This is a genomic window from Streptomyces sp. NPDC031121, from assembly GCF_055570615.1.
In genome coordinates, this window is the sequence record NZ_JBVIGV010000001.1 from 707,547 (window position 1) to 728,473 (window position 20,927).

Here is a 20,927-nt window from a genome sequence, read left to right on the forward strand (position 1 = left end):
CGATCACCGATTGCTGCGATCGTATGCGTGCGCACCATCCCGGCCGCCCCAGGAGCGATCCTCCCGGGTGCTTCGGCCCGGCCTTCACGCGTTCCAGAGTTCTTCGCATCGGGCTGCCTCCCGGTGAAGATCCGACCCACCAGGGAGCACGTCCGTTGGCAGCAATCGCTCGGTGGTGCATGCGGCACCGGCTGGCCGCCGTCCTGATCTGGCTGCTCGCCCTCGGCGGGACCGCCGCGGCCGCCGTGACCGCCGGAACGGCCTTCTCGACCGACTACGAGGTCCCCGGCACCGAGTCCAGCCGGGCCCACGCCCTCCTGCGCGAGGGATTCCCCGGCCAGGGCGGCGACACCGACACCGTCGTGTGGCGGACCCCCGCTCACCTCACGGCCCGCTCGCCGGGCGTCGAGCAGCGCATGACCCGGGCCCTCGACACCATCGCGGAGCTGCCGGGCGTCGGCTCGGTCGCCGGACCGTACGGGCCCGGGCCCGAGAGCGCCGCGCAGATCAGCGCCGACGGGCGCACCGCGTACGCCGTGGTGACCTTCGACCGGCAGGCGGACGCCGTCCCCGCCGCGCAGGCCCAGGCGGTCGTCGCCGCCGCCAGGAACGCCGCCACCGAAGCGGACGGGGTGCAGGTCGAGCTCGGCGGCCGGGCGATCGGCCTGGCCGAGGCGCCGAAGTCGCACCTCGCCGAGGCCATCGGCGTGGCCGTCGCCGCCCTCGTCCTCTTCCTCGCCTTCGGCTCGCTAGCGGCCAGCCTGCTCCCCATCGCGACGGCCCTGGTCTCCGTCGGCACCGCCTACTTCGGCATCGGCCTGCTCGGGCACGCCATGGCCGTCGCGGACTTCGCCCCCATGCTCGGCACCCTCGTCGGACTGGGCGTCGGCATCGACTACGCGCTGTTCATCGTCACCCGGCACCGCAAGGCGCTGCGGCGCGGCATGGGCGTGGCCGAGGCCGCCGAGCAGGCCGTCGCCACGACCGGCAGGGCCGTCGTCTTCGCCGGCGCCACCGTGTGCATCGCCCTGCTCGGCATGCTCGTGCTGCGGCTGAGCTTCCTCAACGGCGTCGCGATAGCCGCCTCGCTGACCGTCGTCCTCACCGTCGCCGCCTCGGTCACCCTGCTCCCCGCCCTCCTGTCGTACATCGGGATGAGCGCCCTCTCGCGGCGCGAGCGCCGCCGCCTCGCCGCCGACGGCCCGCAGCCGGAGCTGCCCACCGGGTTCGCCGCCCGCTGGTCCGCCTTCGTCGAGCGGCACCCCAAGAAGCTGGGCCTCCTGGCCGCCGCCGCCATGGCCGTGCTCGCCCTGCCGGCGCTCTCCCTCCACCTGGGCACCTCGGACCAGGGCAACAACCCCGAGACCAGCACCACCCGCCAGGCCTACGACCTGCTCGCCGACGGCTTCGGGCCCGGCGTCAACGGCCCTCTCACCGTCGTCGCCCGCCTCGACGGCGCCGGCGACCGGATCGCCGCCGAGCGCCTCGCCGAGGCACTGCGCGGGGCCGACGGCGTCGCCTCCGCCGGCCCCGCCGTCCTCAACCGCAGCGGCGACACCGCCGTCGTCACCGTCGTGCCCGAGTCGGCACCGCAGTCCCGGGCCACCAGCGACCTCGTCGCCCACCTGCGCGAGGACATCGTCCCGGCGGCCCGCGAGGGCACCGGCATGGAGGTCCACGTCGGCGGCGTGACCGCCGGCTACGACGACTTCGCAGACGTCATCGTCGGCAAGCTCCCCCTCTTCGTCGGCGTCGTCATCGCCCTCGGGTGCCTGCTGCTCCTGCTCGCCTTCCGGTCCATCGGCATCCCCCTCAAGGCCGCGGCCATGAACGTCGCCGCGGTCGCCTCCTCCTTCGGCGTCGTCGTCGCGATCTTCCAGTGGGGCTGGGGCAGCGAGGCGATGGGACTGGGCAGCGCCGGCCCGATCGAGCCCTTCCTCCCGGTGATCATGGTGTCGGTCCTCTTCGGGCTCTCCATGGACTACCAGGTCTTCCTCGTCAGCCGGATGTACGAGGAGTGGCTGGAGACCCGCGACAACCGGCGGGCCGTCCGCGTCGGCCTCGCAGAGACCAGCCGGGTCATCAACTCGGCCGCCGTCATCATGATCTCCGTCTTCCTGGCCTTCGTGCTCAGCGGCGACCGGATCATCGCCATGTTCGGCATCGCCCTCGCCGCGGCCGTCGCCCTCGACGCCTTCGTCCTGCGCACCCTCCTCGTCCCCGCGCTCATGCACCTGCTCGGCGGCGCGAACTGGTGGCTCCCGGCCTGGCTGGAGCGCCGCCTGCCGCGCATCAGCATCGAGCCGCCGGAGCCGGCCACCGCTGCCGCCCTCCCCGCCCAGCGCACCGCCGCACCGGCCGAGGACGACGCCGAACCGACGACCCCCTCCCGCTGACCGCCTGCCCGGCCCGGCGCCCCGCCCGCCGGCCCGGCGCCCAGCCCGCACGCCGCCGCGACCCATCCCGGCGGCGGCATCCCGCTGTCGGGGGCCGGCCTAAGACCCGGCCCCCGTAGCGGCCGGCCGTCTAGGGGAGGGGCGGGCCGGATCTAAGGCGGCCCCGCCCCCGCGAATGCGGCATGCGCCCGATGTGCCCCCGCCCCCCGGAACGCGACACTCGGACCACACCGACCGAGGTGACCGCAGACCGCAACCAGGGAGCACCGCATGTTCGAGTACGAGATGGCCGCCCTCCGCCGCGCCGACCTGATCCGCGAGGCCGACGACTACCGCCGGGCCCGCGAGGCCGAGGCCGCCCGCCGCACCTCCTCTCGCCGCCGGGAACCCGAAAGCGGGGTGGGGAAACAGCGGGGCCGCTTCGCACGCGCCGCATGACGCCGGACGCCACCGGGCGGGGTGCCGCCGGCCCGGAGGCCTGTGCGATGCTCGGCGGCGTGGAGACAAGATCCAGCAGCCCGGTGTTCGTCGGCCGGGCCGACGAACTCGCCGTGCTCACCGGAGCATTGGCGCGGGCCGCCGGCGGCGAGCCCCAGGCCCTGCTGATCGGCGGGGAGGCGGGCGTCGGCAAGACCCGCCTCACCGAGGAGTTCCTCGACGAGGCGGCCCGCAGGGGCGCCGTCGTCGCCGTCGGCGGCTGCGTCGAGATAGGGGCGGAGGGACTCCCCTTCGCCCCCTTCTCCACGGCCCTGCGCAGCCTGCACCGCGCCCTCCCCGGGGAGCTGGCCGCCGCGGCCGCCGGCCAGGAGGGCGAACTCGCCCGCATCCTCCCCGAACTCGGAGAGACGCCCCGCGGCCCGCACGACGAGGAGAGCACCGCCCGCCTCTTCGAGCTGACCGCCCGGATGCTGGAGCGCCTCGCCGCCGAACGCACCCTCGTCCTGGTCCTGGAGGACCTGCACTGGGCCGACACCTCCACCCGCCACCTCCTCGCCTACCTCTTCCGCACCCTCGCCGGCGGCCGGCTCGTCCTCGTCGCGACCTACCGCGCCGACGACGTCCACCGCCGCCACCCGCTGCGCCCCCTCCTCGCCGAACTCGACCGGATGCGCACCGTCCAGCGCATCGAGCTGCCCCGCTTCAACCGGGCCGAAGTACGCCGCCAGCTCGCCGGGATCCTCGCGGCACAGCCCGAAGAGGCCTTCGTCGACTCGGTCTTCGACCGCTCCGACGGCAACGCCTTCTTCGTCGAGGAACTCGTCGCCTCCCGGGCGAACGGCTGCCGCACCGGGCTCACCGAGTCCCTGCGCGACCTCCTCCTCGTCCGGGTCGAGGTCCTCCCCGAAGCCGCCCAGCGCGTCCTGCGGATCGTCGCCGAGGGCGGCTCCACCGTCGAGTACCCGCTGCTGCGCGCCGTCGCCGGGCTCACCGAGGACGAACTCATCGAAGCCCTCCGCGCCGCGGTCGGAGCGAACATCCTCGCCGCGACCTCCGACGGGGACGGCTACCGCTTCCGCCACTCCCTCGTCCGCGAGGCCGTCAGCGACGACCTCCTGCCCGGCGAGCGCGCCCGCGTCAACCGCCGCTACGCCGAGGCCATGGAGGCCGACGACACCCTCGCCCGTGCCGACGAACGCGTCATCCGCCTCGCCAGCCACTGGTACTACGCGAACGACCCCGCCAAGGCCCTTCCCGCGGTGCTCGCGGCATCCGTCGCCGCCCGCCGCCGGCACGCCTACTCCGAGCAGCTGCGGCTGCTGGAACGGGCCGTCGACCTGTGGGACGCCGCACCCGCGGAGGTCCGCGAGTCACTGCGCCCCGCCGACTACACCGACATCTACCCGCCCTGCGGATGCGACCCCGCCACAACCCCCCTCCAGCGGCTCGACCTGCTGGCCGAGGCAACCGTCGCCGCACGCTACGGCGGCGACCGCGAACGCGCCCTGAAGATCTCCAAGACGGCCCTGCGCCTGCTGGAGGAGGACGGGGACCCGCTGCGGGCCGCATGGTTCTGGACCGAGCGCTCCCGCCTCGTCGCCGGCACCGGCCGCGGCGACGGCTGGGACGAGATCGCCAAGGCCCGGCAGCTCGTCCAGGGCCTGCCGCCCTCCCAGGTGCACGCCGAAGTCCTCGTCCGGGCCGCCGGCTGGGGCATGCTCCACGACCCCGGCCCCGGCAACATCGCCGCCGCCGAACGCGCCGTCGAATACGCCCGGATGGTCGGCGCCGAGGACATCGAACTCAGCGCCCGCATCACCGTCGGCTGCCTGCTCACCGACTCCGGCGACCCCGAACGCGGACTCGCCGAGATGCACGCGGTCCGGGAACGGGCCACCGAACTGCACCTGATACCGATCGCCGGTCGCGCCCACATCAACCTCACCTCCCAACTCGAATCACTGGGACGCTCCCGCGAGGCCGTGGAACTGGCCGAGCGGGGCGTCGAACTCGTACGGGCCGCCCGCATGATGGACACCGAGGCCTGGGTCCGCGGCAACATGGCCGAGAGCCTCTACAGCCTCGGCCGCTGGGAAGAGGCCGCCGAGGCCGCCCACCGGGCCCTGCTGACCGGACAGAGCGCGGCCCCCCGCGGCTCGGCGGCGGCCCGCCTCGCCCACCTCGCCCTCGCCCGCGGCGAACTCGCCGAGGCCGCCGCCCGGCTCGCCGACGCCCACGCCCACTTCGGCACCCACGACAACCAGCCCCAGCACCGGATCCCGCTGAGCCGCCTCGCCGTCGGCGTCGCCGCAGGCGAGGGCCGCATCGCCGGTGTCCGCACCGAGGCCGCCGCCGCGATCGCCCGCGGCTTCCCCCTCGGACAGCACCGCTACGCCTGGCCGCTGCTCCTCGCCGCAGCCTCCGCCGAGGCGGACGCCCGCGGACTGCCCGCCGCCGACGCCGGCCGCGCCGACGCCCTCGCCGTGCTGCGCGGCGCCGCCCGCAACCTGGCCGCCCCGGTCCCCGTGTGGGCCGCGCATGCCGCGTTCTTCCGGGCCGAGCTGGCGCGCGCCGAGGCCCGCGACACCGCCGCCGACTGGACGGGGGTGGAGTCGGCCCTGCGCCCGCTGGACCGCCCCTACCTGCTGGCCCGCGCCCGCCACCGGCTCGCCGAAGCCCTCCTCGCGGCCGGCACCGACCGGGAGGCCGCCGCCCTGCTGCTGCGCCAGGCCCACGCCACCGCGGAACGGCTCGGCTCCCGCCGGCTCCGCGAGGAACTGGCGCTGCTGGCCCAGCGCGCCCGGCTGTCGCCCACCCCCGCACCCGCCCCGCCGGCCGCGGACACCGACCCCGCCGAGGCCTTCGGCCTGACCAGCCGCGAACGCGACGTCCTGCGCCTGGTCGCGGCGGGGAACACCAACCGGCGGATCGCCGAGGAGCTCTTCATCTCCCCGAAGACGGCCAGCGTCCACGTCTCCAACATCCTGGCCAAGCTGGGCGTCTCCGGCCGGGGCGAGGCAGCGGCCCTCGCCCACCGGCTGCGGCTGCTGCCGGGCCTCACTCCGCCCGGGGAGTCTGCTCCCCGCGGCGTATGAGGACCTTCCCGGAGTCCAGGTCTATCGGCCCGCACCCAGGATCACCGTCCGTGACGTCCGTCCGGGACAGCTCCAGCCGCTTGCGCTCCTCGTCCGTGTGCCTGCGCCCCGGGTTGAACAGCTCCTCGATCAGGTTGAACACCGTGCCACCGCACCTTCCGCCCCGGCCGGGGCACACCGGTCACCGGACCGTCAGGATCAGGATCCTGTCGTCGCCCGCCTCGGGGGATCCGCGGCGGTCCGTCTCGCTCGTCACCAGCAGCAGCCTGTCCCCGCCGAGGGCGACCACCGACCGCAGCCGGCCGTACGCGCCCTGCAGGAAGGCCTCGGGGGCGGCCGCCGGTCTGTCACCGGCCAGCGGGATCCGCCACAGCCGCTCGCCTTTCAGCGCGGCCATCCACACCGAGCCCTGGGCGACGGCGATGCCGCTGGGGGAGGCCTCGTCCGTCCGCCACACGGCGACCGGGTCGCGCATCCCCGCCAGGCCCGCCTTGCCCTCCGCCCGGGGCCAGCCGTAGTTCGCCCCGGGCTCGATCAGGTTCAGCTCGTCCCACGTGTTCTGGCCGAACTCCGCCGCCCACAGCCGCTTGTCCTGGTCCCAGGCGAGGCCCTGCACATTGCGGTGCCCGTAGGAGTAGACGACCGAGTCGGGCTCGGGATTGCCGTGTACCGGCTGCCCGTCCGGCGTCATCCGCAGGATCTTGCCGCCCAGGGACTTCCTGTCCTGGGCGAGACCCGTCTCGCCCGTCTCGCCCGTCCCCGCGTAGAGCATGCGGTCCGGGCCGAACGCGATCCTGCCGCCGTTGTGCACGACCCCCTTCGGGATGCCCCGCAGGACCGTGTCGGGCGCGCCGAGCTGCTGGCCCGGCTCGCGCTTCTCGTCATAGCGCATACGGGCGATGCGGTTGTCGGACTCCGTCGTGAAGTAGGCGTACACCATCCGGTCGGACGCGAACGACGGGGACAGGGCCAGGCCCAGCAGGCCGCCCTCACCGCCCGGCGCGACGCCGGGCACCTTCCCGACGACCGCCGCCTTCCCCGTCCCGGCCGAGACCCGGCTGATCGTTCCCTTGTCGCGGGAGGCGACCAGCAGGTCACCGTCGGGCAGGGGGGCCACGCCCCACGGCGACTCCAGGTCCCGCGCCATCTCCCCGGTGACCTCCACCGAGCCCTTCGCCGGCGCCGCTGACGGCGCCTGCGCCGACGCCGGGGCCGATCCGCTGGGCGCCCCGCGCGGCGGCGACGCGCCTGCGGTCCCGCCCGGCCCGCCCTCCGGCGAGCACCCCGCCAACAGCGCCCCGCACCCGGCGAGCGCCACGGCGGCCAGCACGCCGCGCGCCCGCCCGTACCCCCCGTACTCCGCGGGCCGGCCCGCACCCGCCCCGCCGAACCGCCGCCCCGTCCGCACCCTTCGCATGGTCCTGCTCCCCTCCGGTCCCGCGACCGCCCACCGCGATCGTGCCCGTCACCCGTCAAACCACTCGGGTGCCCCCGGAAGTTCCGCCCCTCGTACACCCGATCGAGTGGTCCTCGGTGTCGGCTCCTCCCGATCAGTCCCAGGACCCCACGGCCGCCGGCAGCGACGCGATCTCCGCCAGGTCGGCCGCCGTCAGCCGCAGCGCCGCCGCCCCCGCGTTCTCCGCCGCCCAGTCCGCCCGGTCCGCGCCCGGCACCGGCACCACCTGCGGCCCCTGCGCCAGCACCCACGCCAGCGCCACCTGCGCCGCCGTGACCTGCGGACCGTGCCGCCGGGCCACCCGCCGCAAGCCCGCGACGAGCACCTGGTTCGTCGCCATCGCCTCCGCGGTGAACCGCGGGTGCCTCGCCCGCACGTCCTCCCACTCGAAGCCCTGCCCCGGGGTCAGCGTCCCCGTCAGGAAGCCGCTGCCCAGCGGCATCGCCGCCAGGAACCCGACCCCGCGCGCCGCGCACCAGGGAAGCAGCCGCCGCAGCGCCTCCTGCGACCACACCGACAGCTCGGCCTGCACCGCGCTCACCGGGAACACCTGCTGGACGCGGTCCAGATGCCGCAGCACCGCCCCGTACGCCGGGTCGCCGCGGCGGCCCGCCCCCGGCCCGGCGCCCGCGCCGAGCGCGCAGAAGCCCAGCGCGCGCACCTTTCCCGCGCCCACCAGCTCGGCCATCGCGCCCCAGGTCTCCTCCACCGGGACCTCCGGGTCCACGCGGTGCAGCTGGTAGAGGTCGATGACGTCGGTGCGGAGCCGGCGCAGCGAGGCGTCGCAGGCCCGCCTCAGGTACTCCGGCCGCCCGCACGCCACCACGTGCTGCTCGCCCGCGCGCAGCCCCACCTTGGCGGACACGAACGCCTCCGCCCGGCGCTCGCGCAGAACCCGGCCCAGCAGCAGCTCGTTCGTGAACGGCCCGTACACGTCGGCCGTGTCGAGCAGGGTGCAGCCGAGGTCGAGGGCCGTGTGCACCGCCGCCAGCGACTCGTCGCCGCGCCGCCGCGAGGGCGCGTACGCCCAGCTCATCGGCATGCACCCGAGTCCGACGGCGCCCACCGCCAGCGCCCCCGCCCCGATCGACCTGCGCTCCACCCGTGCGTCCCCCTCCGCGTCCGCCAACAACCTAACGGCTTGATCGCGATCCCTTGGCATAGCCTCGTGATCATGACTGCAAAGACCCCGGACGTCTGGCTTCCGTTCCCGCCGGAGGAGGTCGAGGGCCTCCCCGACTGCTTCCGCTACCGGCGCTGGGACGGCGAGGACGACTTCCCCGCCGATCCGGCCGACTGCACCTTCTACGTCACCCCGTACATGAAGTCGCCCGAGGTGACCCTGCGGCCGCTGGCGGGCATGCCGGACATCGAGGTCGTGCAGACCCTCACCGCCGGCGTCGACCACGTCCTCGGCGGCCTCGACCGGCTGCCGGCCGGGGTCCGGCTGTGCAACGCCCGCGGAGTCCACGAGGCCAGCACGGCCGAACTCGCGCTCACCCTCGTCCTCGCCTCGCTGCGCGGCATCCCCGGCATGGTCCGCGGCCAGGACCGCGAGCAGTGGCTCGGCGGCTTCTACTCCGCCCTCGCCGACAAGTCCGTGCTCATCGTGGGCTACGGATCCGTCGGCGCGGCCGTCGAAGACCGGCTCGCGGCATTCGAGTGCGCGCGAATCACGCGCGTCGCGCGCGCGGCGCGCACCACCGCGCGCGGGCCCGTGCACGCCCTCGACGACCTTCCCCGCCTCCTCCCGGACGCCGACGTCGTCATCCTCTGCACCCCGCTCACCGACGCCACCCGCGGCCTCGCGGGCAGGGACTTCCTGGCGCGCATGGCGGACGGCGCCCTGCTGGTGAACATCGCCCGCGGGCCCGTCGTCGACACCGGGGCCCTCCTCGCCGAGCTGGAGTCGGGCCGGCTGAGCGCGGCCCTCGACGTCACCGACCCCGAACCGCTGCCCGCAGGGCATCCGCTGTGGCACGCTCGGAACGTCCTCATCACGCCGCATGTCGGCGGCAGCAGCTCCGCCTTCGAGCCGCGCGCCAAGCGCCTGGTGGCGCGCCAGCTCGGCCGCTTCGCGGCGGGGGAGCCGCTGGAGAACACGGTGCTGATCACCAGCTGACGCCCGGTGCGCACGCTCAGCATCCGTCCGGACGCGCTCAGTGGCCACAGTTCCCCATATGGTAACTCAGCGTAGAGCTTCTATATCGCTGAGTGACGAAAGTGGTGTATCGTCCGGAACAAGGGGCTGCGCCACGAACGTCTGGCGCTGGGGTGATCGGACACTTTGGGGGGCGACGGGCGATGCACGGCCAATGGACCAGGGATCCGCTGCGGCACAGCCGCCGGAAACGACGAAGGGGCACGCCGGAACCGGCCTGCGAGGGGGACCGGTGAACGCCCCGGGCGCGGCCGTGATCGGCCGGCCGCACACCTGCGGGGGCGGCAGGAGCCTCGCGATGCAGCTGCTCCTCGCCGTGGTCAGCGGCGGCTACGCGGTCGGCGCCGCCCTCGGCTGGGGCTCCCAGGAACTCGCCGAGATCATGGGCGACTTCGGCCTCAGCGCCGCCGCCCTGCTCGCGGCCGTCTCCTGCTACGCGTACGCGCGGACCATCGACAGCCGCGAGCGCCCCGCCTGGCTGCTCTTCGCGTTCTCCTCCCTCATGGCGGCCTGCGGCAACGCCGTCTGGGGCTGGTACGAGGTCGTCCTGGGCGAGCCCGTGCCCAAGCCGTCGCTGGCCGACTTCGCCTTCCTCTGCTTCGCGCCGCCCGCCATCGTGGGCCTGCTCGTCCTCGCCAAGCGCCCCGTCACGCGCGCCGGCTGGGTGTGCCTCGTGCTGGACTCCTGGCTTATCGGCGGCTCGCTGCTGACCCTCTCCTGGAGCCTCGCCCTCGCCAACGCCGCGCGGACCGCGCAGGAGGGCGGCGCCGGCAGCGTGCCGCGCGCCGCGTTCTCGCTCGCCTACCCCCTGCTCGACATCGCCCTCGTCTCGATGGTGCTCGTCCTGCACTTCCGGCGCTCCGAGGTCAACCGGTCCGCTGTCAACACCGCCATCGCGGCGCTCGCCCTCACCGTGCTCAGCGACGCCCTCTTCACCTCGCCGCTGCTGAGCGCGGGCTACCAGTCCGGCCAGCTGCTCGACGCGGGCTGGTTCGCCGGCTCGCTCCTCCTCGCGTACGCGCCCTGGGGCGCCCGCCGGCTGCCGTCCGGCCCCGCCGGGCGGGGCCCCGACCGCCAGGCCGGCCGGCCGATCACCGGCTCGCTGCCCGCGCTGTCGCCGTACCTGGCGGCCGCCGTCTGCACCTTGGGGATCCTCTACAACGTCGTCGACGGGCGGAAGGTCGACCGCGTGGTCGTCTTCACCGGCTGCACCGTCGTCCTCGCCCTCGTCATCCGACAGGGCATCATGCTCCTCGACAACGTCGCGCTGACGCAGGAGCTGGCGCAGAAGGAGAACCACTTCCGCTCCCTGGTCCAGGGCTCCAGCGACGTCATCATGATCGCCGACCCGGCCGGAACGCTCCGCTACGTCAGCCCGGCCGCCGCGGGGGTGTACGGCCGCGAGGCGGAGGAGCTCGTCGGCACCGAGCTCGCCGCCCTGATCCACCCGCACGACCTGGGCCGCGTCGTCCACGAGGTGCGCCGCTTCCTCGCCGCCCCGCCGGCCGAGGAGCCCACCACCCGCATCGAGTGCCGCTTCAGGTCCGGCGGCGGCGAATGGCTCAACGTCGAGTCCACCGTCAACCGCCACCAGGGCGGCCTCATCCTCAACAGCCGCGACGTCACCGAACGGGTCCGGCTCCAGGCCCAGCTCCAGCACAGCGCCGAGCACGACCCGCTCACCGACCTCCCCAACCGGGCCCTGTTCACCCGCCGGGTCCGCCGGGCCCTCACGGGGCGGCGCGCGGGCGACCGCGGCACCGCGGTCCTCTTCATCGACCTCGACGGCTTCAAGGCCGTCAACGACACCATCGGCCACCAGGCCGGGGACGAGCTGCTCGTCGAGGCGGCGCGCCGGCTCCAGGAATCGGTGCGCTCCGGGGACACCGCCGCCCGCCTCGGCGGCGACGAGTTCGCCGCGCTGATCGCAGGCGACGCGGCCCGCGACCGGAGCGCCCGCGAGCACCAGGTCCGCGAGATCGCGGACCGGCTGCGCGCCACCCTCTCGCAGCCGTACCGGGTCGGCGGGACCGAGGTGAGGGTGGCCGCGAGCATCGGCGTGGCCTTCGCCGAGCCGGGGATCACCCCGACCGACCTGATGCGCAACGCGGACCTCGCGATGTACCGGGCCAAGGCGGGCGGCAAGGACCGCGTCGAGCTGTACGCCCCGCAGATGCAGGCCGACGCCGTACGGCGGGCGGAGGCCGCGGGCCGGCTGCGGACGGCGCTGCGCGGCGGCGAGTTCGCCCTGCTGCACCAGCCGGTGGTCTCCCTGGAGACGGGCGAGGTCAGCGCCGTCGCGGCGCAGGCCCGCTGGCGCTCGGGGCAGGGGATCCTCTTCACCCCGGCCGAGTTCCTGAGGGTCGCCGAGCAGGGCGAGGGCGCCGCGGCCGCGGAGGCGGCCGCCGCCGCGAACCGGCCGGACGGCGCGGCCCCCGGCGAGCGGGGCCGGCCCGCGGAGATCGCCCGCTGGCTGCTGGAGCAGGCCGTCCGCGAGGCGGCCGAGCGGCACGCGGCGGGACACGGCGTACCGGTGTCCGTGCGGATGGGCGCCGACCGGCTGCTGGACCGGGCCGGACCGCCGGCCTCGCTGGAGGCGCTGCTGCGCCGCCACGGGCTGCCGCCCGGGTCGCTGGTGGTCGAGCTGGCCGAGAGCGACCCCCGGGTCCCCTTCGACGAGCTGGAGCGCCGCCTGGCCGCCCTGCGCCGGCTCGGCGTCCTGGTCGCCCTGGACGGCTTCGGCAGCGGCTACGCCGGCATCGGGGCCCTGCGCAGGCTCCCGGTGGACATCCTCAAGCTGGACCCGGCGCTGGTCGCCGGCGTCGTCGAGTCCTCGCGCCTCCGCAAGATCGCCGCAGGCCTCTTGCGTATCGCAAACGATCTGGGCATGCAGTCGGTCGCCGAGGGGGTCGACCTCCCGGAGCAGGTCCTGGCCCTGCGGTCCATGGGGTGCACGCACGGCCAGGGGATGGCGTTTTCCGGCCCGCTCGACGAGTACAGGCTGCGGCGGGCGCTGGTGCGCGGTACGTTCCCAGTACCGGGCGGGGCGGTCGAGCCCGCCCTGGCCGGTGGTGCGTCCGGGGGCGCGATGGCCGTCCGGAGAGGCTCACATAATGAGACGCCCGTCCCACCTACTTGACATCCCCCTCCCGGCGGAGGGAGGGTCAGTGCCATGCGCACCCGAATTCTCGTACTTGGAAAGCGCGTCGGCTGAAGCCGGGACCTGCATGTCCCCGCTCCGTGCACCCGACGCGCTCCCCTCGCTTGCCATCCGGCACGAGGGGTTTTTTGTTGCACTGGCACACCTTCGAACCGTCGTAAAACCCTCAGCTTCGAGAAGAGAATGCCGATGACCGAGCAGGCCTCCGGGGCCCAGCATCCGCAGCCGCGGCCCCGTTCCGGCGGACAGCAGCCCGCCGCCGTTGAGCACGTCACGGGTGCGCAGTCCCTCATCCGCTCTCTCGAAGAGGTGGGGTGCGACACCGTCTTCGGCATTCCGGGCGGCGCGATCCTCCCGGCGTACGACCCGATGATGGACAGCACCAAGGTCCGCCACATCCTGGTCCGGCACGAGCAGGGCGCCGGCCACGCGGCCACCGGCTACGCGCAGGCCACCGGCAAGGTCGGCGTCTGCATGGCCACCTCCGGCCCCGGCGCCACGAACCTCGTCACCCCGATCGCCGACGCGCACATGGACTCCGTCCCGCTCGTCGCCATCACCGGCCAGGTCTCCTCCAAGGCGATCGGCACCGACGCCTTCCAGGAGGCGGACATCGTCGGCATCACCATGCCGATCACCAAGCACAACTTCCTGGTCACCAAGGCCGAGGACATCCCGAAGACCATCGCCGAGGCCTTCCACATCGCGTCCACCGGCCGCCCGGGCCCGGTCCTCGTCGACATCGCCAAGGACGCCCTCCAGGCCCGGACCGCCTTCTCCTGGCCGCCCAGCCAGGACCTGCCCGGCTACCGCCCGGTCACCAAGCCGCACGCCAAGCAGATCCGCGAGGCCGCCAAGCTCATCTGCCAGGCCAAGCGCCCGGTCCTGTACGTCGGCGGCGGCGTCATGAAGTCCGGCGCGACCGCCGAGCTGAAGGTCCTCGCCGAACTCTCCGGCGTCCCGGTCACCACCACCCTGATGGCGCTGGGCTCCTTCCCCGACAGCCACCCGCTGCACATCGGCATGCCGGGCATGCACGGCGCGGTCACCGCCGTCACCGCCCTGCAGAAGTCCGACCTGCTGATCGCGCTCGGCACCCGCTTCGACGACCGGGTCACCGGCAAGCTCGACAGCTTCGCCCCCTACGCCAAGGTCATCCACGCGGACATCGACCCGGCCGAGATCGGCAAGAACCGCGAGGTCGACGTCCCGATCGTCGGAGACGCCCGCGAGGTCATCGCCGACCTGATCCAGGCGATCCAGGCCGAGCACAACGACGGCAACGCCGGCGACTACGCCGCCTGGTGGAGGGACCTCAACCGCTGGCGCGAGACCTACCCGCTCGGCTACGACACCCCCGACGACGGCATGCTCTCGCCGCAGCAGGTCATCCAGCGCATCGGCGAACTCGCCCCGCCGCACACCGTCTTCGCGGCCGGCGTCGGCCAGCACCAGATGTGGGCCTCGCACTTCATCCAGTACGAGGAGCCCCGCACCTGGCTGAACTCCGGCGGCGCCGGGACCATGGGCTACGCGGTCCCCGCCGCGATGGGCGCCAAGGTCGGCGTCCCGGACCGCACGGTCTGGGCGATCGACGGCGACGGCTGCTTCCAGATGACCAATCAGGAACTGGTCACCTGCGCCCTGAACAACATCCCGATCAAGGTCGCGATCATCAACAACGGCGCGCTGGGCATGGTCCGCCAGTGGCAGACCCTGTTCTACAACCAGCGGTACTCCAACACCGTGCTGCACGCCGACGACACCGGCCACGACACCGTCGGCTCCCAGCTCGGCGAGTCGACCGCGCCCCGCAAGGGCACCCGCGTCCCGGACTTCGTCAAGCTGGCCGAGGCGATGGGCTGCGTGGCGCTGCGCTGCGAGGACCCGGCCGACCTCGACAAGGTCATCGCCGAGGCCAACGCCATCAACGACCGCACCGTCGTGATCGACTTCATCGTCCACGAGGACGCCATGGTGTGGCCGATGGTCGCCGCCGGCACCTCCAACGACGAGGTCATGGCCGCCCGGGGCGTCCGTCCCGACTTCGGCGACAACGAAGACGACTGAGCCGGAAGAGCCGAGAGAGAGAACGCCCCACATGTCCAAGCACACGCTCTCCGTCCTGGTCGAGAACACCCCCGGCATCCTGGCCCGGATCGCCGCGCTGTTCTCCCGCCGCGGGTTCAACATCGACTCCCTCGCGGTCGGCGTCACCGAGCACCCCGACATCTCCCGCATCACGATCGTCGTGAACGTCGAGGACCTCCCGCTGGAGCAGGTGACCAAGCAGCTGAACAAGCTGGTCAACGTGCTCAAGATCGTCGAGCTGGAGCCGTCCAACGCCATCGAGCGCGAACTCGTCCTGGTGAAGGTCCGCGCCGACAACGAGACCCGCTCGCAGATCATCGAGATCGTGCAGCTCTTCCGGGCCAAGACCGTCGACGTCTCCCCGGAGGCCGTCACCATCGAGGCCACCGGCGGCGCCGACAAGCTCGGGGCCATGCTGAAGATGCTGGAGCCGTTCGGCATCAAGGAACTCGTCCAGTCCGGCACGATCGCGATCGGGCGCGGCGGACGGTCCATCACGGACCGCAGCCTGCGCGCGCTCGAGCGCAGCGCCTGACCCTTTTGGCTCTCGCATCGCGAGACCAGGAAACTTCGTCCACGTTCCCCGCCGTACGGTGGGAGCAACACCAGCGCACCAAGGAGATATCCCAGTGGCCGAGCTGTTCTACGAGAACGACGCCGACCTGTCCATCATCCAGGGCCGCAAGGTCGCGGTCATCGGCTACGGCAGCCAGGGCCACGCCCACGCGCTGTCGCTGCGTGACTCCGGCGTCGATGTCGTCGTCGGCCTGAAGGAGGGCTCCAAGTCCAAGGCCAAGGCCGAGGAGCAGGGGCTGAAGGTCCTGCCGGTGGCCGAGGCCGCCGAGTGGGCGAACGTCATCATGATCCTGGCGCCGGACCCGCTCCAGGCCGAGATCTACGAGGAGTCCGTCAAGGACCACCTGAAGGAGGGCGACGCGCTCTTCTTCGGCCACGGCTTCAACGTCCGCTACGGCTTCATCAAGCCCCCGTCCAACGTGGACGTCGCGCTCGTCGCCCCGAAGGGCCCGGGCCACCTGGTCCGCCGCCAGTACGAGGAGGGCCGCGGCGTCCCGTGCATCGCCGCCGTCGAGCAGGACGCCACCGGCAAGGCCTTCGACCTCGCGCTCTCCTACGCGGCCGGCATCGGCGGCACCCGCGCCGGCGTCATCAAGACCACCTTCAAGGAGGAGACCGAGACCGACCTGTTCGGTGAGCAGGCCGTCCTCTGCGGTGGTGCCTCCGCCCTGGTCAAGGCCGGTTTCGAGACCCTGACCGAGGCCGGCTACCAGCCGGAGATCGCCTACTTCGAGTGCCTGCACGAGCTGAAGCTCATCGTGGACCTCATGTACGAGGGCGGCCTGGAGAAGATGCGCTGGTCGGTCTCCGAGACCGCCGAGTGGGGCGACTACGTCACCGGCCCCCGCATCATCACCGACGCCACCAAGGCCGAGATGAAGAAGGTCCTTGCCGAGATCCAGAGCGGCGAGTTCGCCAACACCTGGATGGCCGAGTACAAGGCCGGCCTGCCCAAGTACAACGAGTACAAGAAGGCCGACGAGGAGCACCTGCTGGAGACCACCGGCAAGAAGCTGCGCAAGCTGATGAGCTGGGTCGACAGCGAAGAGAACTGATCCGCGGCGGGGGGGGGGGGGAGAAACCCCCCCCCCCCCCCCCCCCCCCCCCCCCCCCCCCCCCCCCCCCCCCCCCCCCCCGCCGCACCCCGGGCAGCCCGAGCGCAGACCCCGGCAGCGTGGCTTGTCCACCCCGGCCAACCCCGGACGGGTGATCCTTACGGACAGGCGGAAACCGGGCCCGGATCCGCCACTACACTGCTCAACACAACGCGTCAGGCCCACAGTGTCGTGCGTCTTCCACGCGGCTAGCCCCTCCACCGCCTGCGGCCGTCGGGACGGCCGTCCGCACTGGACTTGTGAGGACCCACGTGAGCTCGAAACCTGTCGTACTCATCGCCGAAGAGCTGTCGCCCGCCACCGTCGAGGCGCTCGGCCCGGACTTCGAGATCCGGCACTGCAACGGCGCCGACCGCGCCGAGCTGATCCCCGCCATCGCCGACGTCGACGCCGTCCTGGTGCGCTCGGCGACGAAGGTCGACGCCGAGGCCATCGCCGCCGCCCGCAAGCTGAAGGTCGTCGCGCGCGCCGGGGTCGGCCTCGACAACGTCGACGTCTCCGCCGCCACCAAGGCCGGCGTGATGGTCGTGAACGCGCCGACCTCCAACATCGTCACCGCCGCCGAACTCGCCTGCGGCCTGCTCATCGCCACCGCCCGCCACATCCCGCAGGCCAACACGGCCCTGAAGAACGGCGAGTGGAAGCGCAGCAAGTACACCGGCGTCGAGCTCAGCGAGAAGACCCTCGGCGTCGTCGGCCTCGGCCGGATCGGCGTGCTCGTCGCCCAGCGGATGTCCGCCTTCGGCATGAAGGTCGTCGCCTACGACCCCTACGTGCAGCCCGCGCGCGCCGCCCAGATGGGCGTCAAGATGCTCGCGCTGGACGAGCTGCTGGAGGTCGCCGACTTCATCACCGTCCACCTGCCGAAGACGCCGGAGACGATCGGCCTCATCGGCGACGACGCCCTGCACAAGGTGAAGCCGTCGGTCCGCATCGTCAACGCGGCGCGCGGCGGCATCGTGGACGAGGCCGCGCTGTACTCCGCGCTCAAGGAGGGCCGCGTCGCCGGTGCCGGTCTCGACGTGTACGCCAAGGAGCCCTGCACGGACTCCCCGCTCTTCGAGCTCGACCAGGTCGTCTGCACCCCGCACCTCGGCGCGTCCACGGACGAGGCCCAGGAGAAGGCCGGCATCGCCGTCGCCCGGTCCGTGCGCCTCGCCCTCGCCGGCGAGCTGGTGCCGGACGCGGTCAACGTCCAGGGTGGCGTGATCGCCGAGGACGTCCGCCCGGGCCTGCCGCTCGCCGAGAAGCTCGGCCGGATCTTCACCGCGCTCGCGGGCGAGGTCGCGGTCCGCCTGGACGTCGAGGTCTGCGGCGAGATCACCCAGCACGACGTGAAGGTGCTGGAGCTCTCCGCCCTCAAGGGCGTCTTCGAGGACGTCGTCGACGAGACGGTCTCCTACGTCAACGCCCCGCTCTTCGCGCAGGAGCGCGGCGTCGAGGTCCGCCTGACCACCAGCTCGGAGTCCCCGGACCACCGCAACGTGGTGACCGTCCGCGGCACCCTGGCGGACGGCCAGGAGGTGGCGGTCTCCGGCACGCTCGCCGGCCCCAAGCACCTCCAGAAGATCGTCGGCGTCGGCGAGTACGACGTGGACCTGGCGCTTGCCGACCACATGGTCGTGCTCCGCTACACCGACCGTCCCGGCGTCGTCGGCACCGTCGGCCGGATCCTCGGCGAGGGCGGCCTGAACATCGCGGGCATGCAGGTGGCGCGTGCGGAGGAGCACGGCGAGGCGCTCGCCGTCCTCACCGTGGACGACACCGTTCCGGCGACCGTGCTGGCCGAGATCGCCGACGCGATCGGCGCGACGTCGGCCCGCACGGTGAACCTGGCCGACTGACCCCCGTACGCGACCGCGCGCCGCGGTGCACCGCCGAAGGGCCCGGGGAGGAGTAGTCCCCGGGCTCCTTCGCGTCCGGCGTCAGGCGTGCAGGCGGGCCGTTTTGAGGGCCATGTGGAGGAGCAGGCGGTCCTCGCCCTCGTCGAGGTCGAGCCCGGTCAGCTGCTCCACCCGGGCCAGCCGGTAGTACAGGGTCTGGCGGTGGATGCCGAGGGCCGCCGCAGCCCGGCCCGCCTGGCCCGCGCAGTCCAGGTATACCTCCGCAGTCCGGGCCAGTTCCCGCTGCGCCGGGCCGAGGAGGGGGCGGGCCGCCGGGTCGTCCGCCGGGGTGGCGGAGGCGAGCGCCGACAGCATCCGGTACGGGCCGATCGCCGACCAGCGGGCCACCGGGCCGAGCCGCGGCTGGGCGGCCGCCGCCCGGGCCGCCGCCGAGGCCTGCGCCCAGGCGTCCGCGAGCCCGCCGAGGCCCCGGCCGGGCTCCGCGATCCCCGCGGCCGGGCCGCCGGGCGCGCCGCCGCCCGCGGCGACCGCCACCGCGCCGGCGGCCCTCCCGTCCGCCGCCGCACCGGCCGTGCCCGCCGCACCGGGCGCCGCCGTACGGGCCGCGCCCGCCGCTGCTCCCGGTGCCGCCGCGCCCGCCGCCGTACGGGCGGCTGCGCCGCCGGGGCCGGCCCCGAGCAGGCGGGACGCCACGGCCTCCGCCGGGCCGAGGACGTCCGACGCGCGCAGCCTGACCAGTACGGCCAGCGCCCGGCCCGCGCCGTCCCGCGGCCCCGAGCCGGTCCGGCCCGGCTCTCCGGCAGCGTCCGGCGCGCCCTGCCCGGGGCCCGCGTCCGGCCCGCGCCCCTGCACCACGCACACCGCCGCGGCTCCCGGCACGGTCGCCGGGGCCTCTCCGGGCCAGGGGGCCACGCACACCACCGTGTGCAGCTCCTCCGCGGCCGCCGGGCCGAGCGCCGCCCGCAGCGCCGAGACGGCCATGTCCTGCTGCCAGCCGCGGCCCGCGGTCAGCACCGCGCGGAACTCCCGCGACAGGTCGGCGCCCGCCTTGGCCTCCTCGGCGAGGAGGACGCCGATCCGGTCCGCCACCTCCATGGCGGCGGCCAGCGCCTCCGGTCCCGGGCCCGGCTCCCGGTCCAGGAGCCACACGTACCCCTGCACGATCCCGCGGTAGCGCACCGGCAGGCAGATCCGGCCCCGGAAGACGCCCGCGTCCGGCGCCGCCGGGATCCGGACGGGGCCGGTGGCGCGGGCGATGCCGAAGCCCTCGAACCAGGACCGCACGGCCGCGGTCGACCCGCGGGTCAGGATCGAGCGGGTCCGCACCGGGTCCATGGCGAGGTCGTCGTCGCTGTCGTGCGCGCCGAAGGCGATCAGGCGGAAGTCCCGGTTCTCCAGTGTCGCGGGGGCGCCGAGCAGCGTGGAGATCTCGTCCACCAGGTCCTGGTAATCGCCTTTCACCCGGCCATTCTCCCACCCGCAAACCCGTCTTTCAGACAGGTGTATGAGATCGCGGACACGGATGCGTGACAGCTGTCGATGGCAGGGAAAAGAGTCCATCCTTAGGTTTCACGGTGGTTTCACTTGCGTTTTCCCTGCGGTCCCCGCCCGCCCCCGCGGAGGGCCCGTGACTGCTTCTGCCACCTGTTGGAGGTGCCCCGTGCTGGGTCCCGCGATCCTCGCCGCCTCGCGCAGCGACAAGATGCGCCGAATCGTCTCTGCCGCCCCGGTGACCAAGCCCGTGGTGACCCGCTTCATCCCCGGCGAGACGGTCGACCAGGTCATCCCGATCGTGGAGGACCTCGCCCGCAAGGGCCTCGAGGTGACCCTGGACGTCGTCGGCGAGGACATCACCACGGTGGAGCAGTCCTACGCCGCCCGCGACGCCTACCTGGAGCTCATCGGGCGCCTGAAGGACCTCGGCCTCGGCGAGAGGGCCGAGATGTCGGTGAAGCTGTCGATGTTCGGCCAGGCGCTGGAGGGCGGCCACGAACTCGCCCTCGCCAACGTCCGCCCGGTCGTCGAGGCCGCCGCCGCGATCGGCACCACGGTGACCCTCGACGCCGAGGACCACACCACCCTCGACTCGATGTTCGCCATCCACGAGGAGCTGCGGAAGGACTTCCCGCAGACCGGCTGCGTCATCCAGGCGTACCTCTTCCGCACCGAGGCCGACGCCCGCCGCCTGGCCGACGCCGGCAGCCGCGTCCGCATCGTGAAGGGCGCCTACAAGGAGCCCGCCGAGGTCGCCTACCAGGACAAGGGCGAGATCGACAAGGCGTACGTCCGCATCCTGAAGACGCTCATGGAGGGCAAGGGCTACCCGATGATCGGGTCCCACGACCCCCGCCTGATCGCCATCGGGCAGGAGCTGGCCCGCAAGGCCGGCCGCAAGCCCGACGAGTACGAGTTCCAGATGCTGTACGGCATCCGCAGCGAGGAGCACCTGCGGCTCGCCGCCGAGGGCCACCGCATGCGCGTCTACACCGCGTACGGGACCGACTGGTACGGCTACTTCATGCGCCGCCTCGCCGAGAAGCCCGCGAACCTGCTCTTCTTCCTCCGCTCGATGATCACCAAGAACTAGGTCAAGGA

The 20,927-nt window shown here is 73.6% G+C and carries 14 protein-coding genes; 10 read left to right on the plus strand and 4 right to left on the minus strand.

All coding sequences use genetic code 11. The features are described 5' to 3' along the window. Positions 1-155: 155 nt before the first annotated feature. The 3 genes from ACZ462_RS03255 (at position 156) to ACZ462_RS03265 (ending at position 5,929) form a co-directional block, all read left to right on the plus strand. Positions 156-2,396 carry an MMPL family transporter gene (locus tag ACZ462_RS03255; protein ID WP_467802742.1) on the plus strand — a complete coding sequence of 747 codons (2,241 nt, stop codon included), beginning with the start codon at positions 156-158 and terminating at the stop codon, positions 2,394-2,396. A gap of 270 nt (positions 2,397-2,666) precedes the next feature. Next, positions 2,667-2,834 carry a hypothetical protein gene (locus ACZ462_RS03260; protein ID WP_467802744.1) on the plus strand — a complete coding sequence of 56 codons (168 nt, stop codon included), beginning with the start codon at positions 2,667-2,669 and terminating at the stop codon, positions 2,832-2,834. After that, the gene (locus tag ACZ462_RS03265; protein ID WP_467802746.1) at positions 2,831-5,929 is read left to right on the plus strand and encodes an ATP-binding protein; all 3,099 of its coding nucleotides are present in this window, start codon (positions 2,831-2,833) and stop codon (positions 5,927-5,929) included. The genes ACZ462_RS03260 and ACZ462_RS03265 overlap by 4 nt, the downstream gene beginning before the upstream one ends. On the opposite strand, the gene ACZ462_RS03270 is transcribed toward ACZ462_RS03265, so the two are convergent. The 3 genes from ACZ462_RS03270 to ACZ462_RS03280 all read right to left on the minus strand — a co-directional run bounded on the left by ACZ462_RS03270 (position 5,892) and on the right by ACZ462_RS03280 (position 8,487). Next, complete coding sequence (locus ACZ462_RS03270) at positions 5,892-6,071, minus strand: DUF6191 domain-containing protein (RefSeq protein ID WP_467802748.1); 180 nt, start codon at positions 6,069-6,071, stop codon at positions 5,892-5,894. The genes ACZ462_RS03265 and ACZ462_RS03270 overlap by 38 nt on opposite strands. 39 nt (positions 6,072-6,110) lie before the next feature. Continuing rightward, entirely contained in the window at positions 6,111-7,346 is a 1,236-nt protein-coding gene (locus ACZ462_RS03275; protein WP_467802749.1) for a PQQ-dependent sugar dehydrogenase, read from the minus strand. Between the two features lie 133 nt (positions 7,347-7,479). Further along, on the minus strand, positions 7,480-8,487 hold the full coding sequence (locus tag ACZ462_RS03280) for an aldo/keto reductase (RefSeq protein ID WP_467802751.1): 1,008 nt from the start codon (positions 8,485-8,487) through the stop codon (positions 7,480-7,482). A 72-nt stretch (positions 8,488-8,559) separates the two neighbouring features. Between ACZ462_RS03280 and ACZ462_RS03285 the strand changes: the two genes are divergently transcribed. From ACZ462_RS03285 to serA, 6 genes are all read left to right on the plus strand, one after another. Next, entirely contained in the window at positions 8,560-9,507 is a 948-nt protein-coding gene (locus ACZ462_RS03285) for a 2-hydroxyacid dehydrogenase (protein WP_467802752.1), read from the plus strand. 337 nt (positions 9,508-9,844) lie between these two features. Further along, a complete protein-coding gene (locus tag ACZ462_RS03290; protein WP_467802893.1) occupies positions 9,845-12,685 on the plus strand; it encodes a putative bifunctional diguanylate cyclase/phosphodiesterase in 2,841 nt (946 codons plus the stop codon). A gap of 204 nt (positions 12,686-12,889) precedes the next feature. Next, the gene (locus tag ACZ462_RS03295) at positions 12,890-14,776 is read left to right on the plus strand and encodes an acetolactate synthase large subunit (RefSeq protein ID WP_467802754.1); all 1,887 of its coding nucleotides are present in this window, start codon (positions 12,890-12,892) and stop codon (positions 14,774-14,776) included. Positions 14,777-14,807: 31 nt separating this feature from the next. Next, complete coding sequence (ilvN, locus tag ACZ462_RS03300; RefSeq protein WP_189809055.1) at positions 14,808-15,332, plus strand: acetolactate synthase small subunit; 525 nt, start codon at positions 14,808-14,810, stop codon at positions 15,330-15,332. A 94-nt stretch (positions 15,333-15,426) separates the two neighbouring features. Next, on the plus strand, positions 15,427-16,428 hold the full coding sequence (gene ilvC / locus ACZ462_RS03305; protein WP_125543393.1) for a ketol-acid reductoisomerase: 1,002 nt from the start codon (positions 15,427-15,429) through the stop codon (positions 16,426-16,428). Positions 16,429-16,739: 311 nt separating this feature from the next. Next, on the plus strand, positions 16,740-18,332 hold the full coding sequence (gene serA / locus ACZ462_RS03310; protein WP_467809579.1) for a phosphoglycerate dehydrogenase: 1,593 nt from the start codon (positions 16,740-16,742) through the stop codon (positions 18,330-18,332). 81 nt (positions 18,333-18,413) lie between these two features. Here serA and ACZ462_RS03315 read toward each other — a convergent pair whose 3' ends face one another. Next, a complete protein-coding gene (locus ACZ462_RS03315; protein WP_467809578.1) occupies positions 18,414-19,793 on the minus strand; it encodes a PucR family transcriptional regulator in 1,380 nt (459 codons plus the stop codon). A 199-nt stretch (positions 19,794-19,992) separates the two neighbouring features. Between ACZ462_RS03315 and ACZ462_RS03320 the strand changes: the two genes are divergently transcribed. Then, positions 19,993-20,919 carry a proline dehydrogenase family protein gene (locus tag ACZ462_RS03320; RefSeq protein ID WP_467809577.1) on the plus strand — a complete coding sequence of 309 codons (927 nt, stop codon included), beginning with the start codon at positions 19,993-19,995 and terminating at the stop codon, positions 20,917-20,919. The last annotated feature ends 8 nt before the right edge of the window (positions 20,920-20,927 follow it).

What these genes read in the sequence shown, in the direction of transcription:
- ACZ462_RS03260 (WP_467802744.1), top strand. Translation starts at nt 2,667, where the DNA reads ATGTTCGAGTACGAGATGGCCGCCCTCCGCCGCGCCGACCTGATCCGC.
- ACZ462_RS03265 (WP_467802746.1), top strand. Translation starts at nt 2,831, where the DNA reads ATGACGCCGGACGCCACCGGGCGGGGTGCCGCCGGCCCGGAGGCCTGT.
- ACZ462_RS03275 (WP_467802749.1), bottom strand. Translation starts at nt 7,346, where the DNA reads ATGCGAAGGGTGCGGACGGGGCGGCGGTTCGGCGGGGCGGGTGCGGGC.
- ACZ462_RS03285 (WP_467802752.1), top strand. Translation starts at nt 8,560, where the DNA reads ATGACTGCAAAGACCCCGGACGTCTGGCTTCCGTTCCCGCCGGAGGAG.
- ACZ462_RS03290 (WP_467802893.1), top strand. Translation starts at nt 9,845, where the DNA reads ATGCAGCTGCTCCTCGCCGTGGTCAGCGGCGGCTACGCGGTCGGCGCC.
- ACZ462_RS03295 (WP_467802754.1), top strand. Translation starts at nt 12,890, where the DNA reads ATGCCGATGACCGAGCAGGCCTCCGGGGCCCAGCATCCGCAGCCGCGG.
- ilvN (WP_189809055.1), top strand. Translation starts at nt 14,808, where the DNA reads ATGTCCAAGCACACGCTCTCCGTCCTGGTCGAGAACACCCCCGGCATC.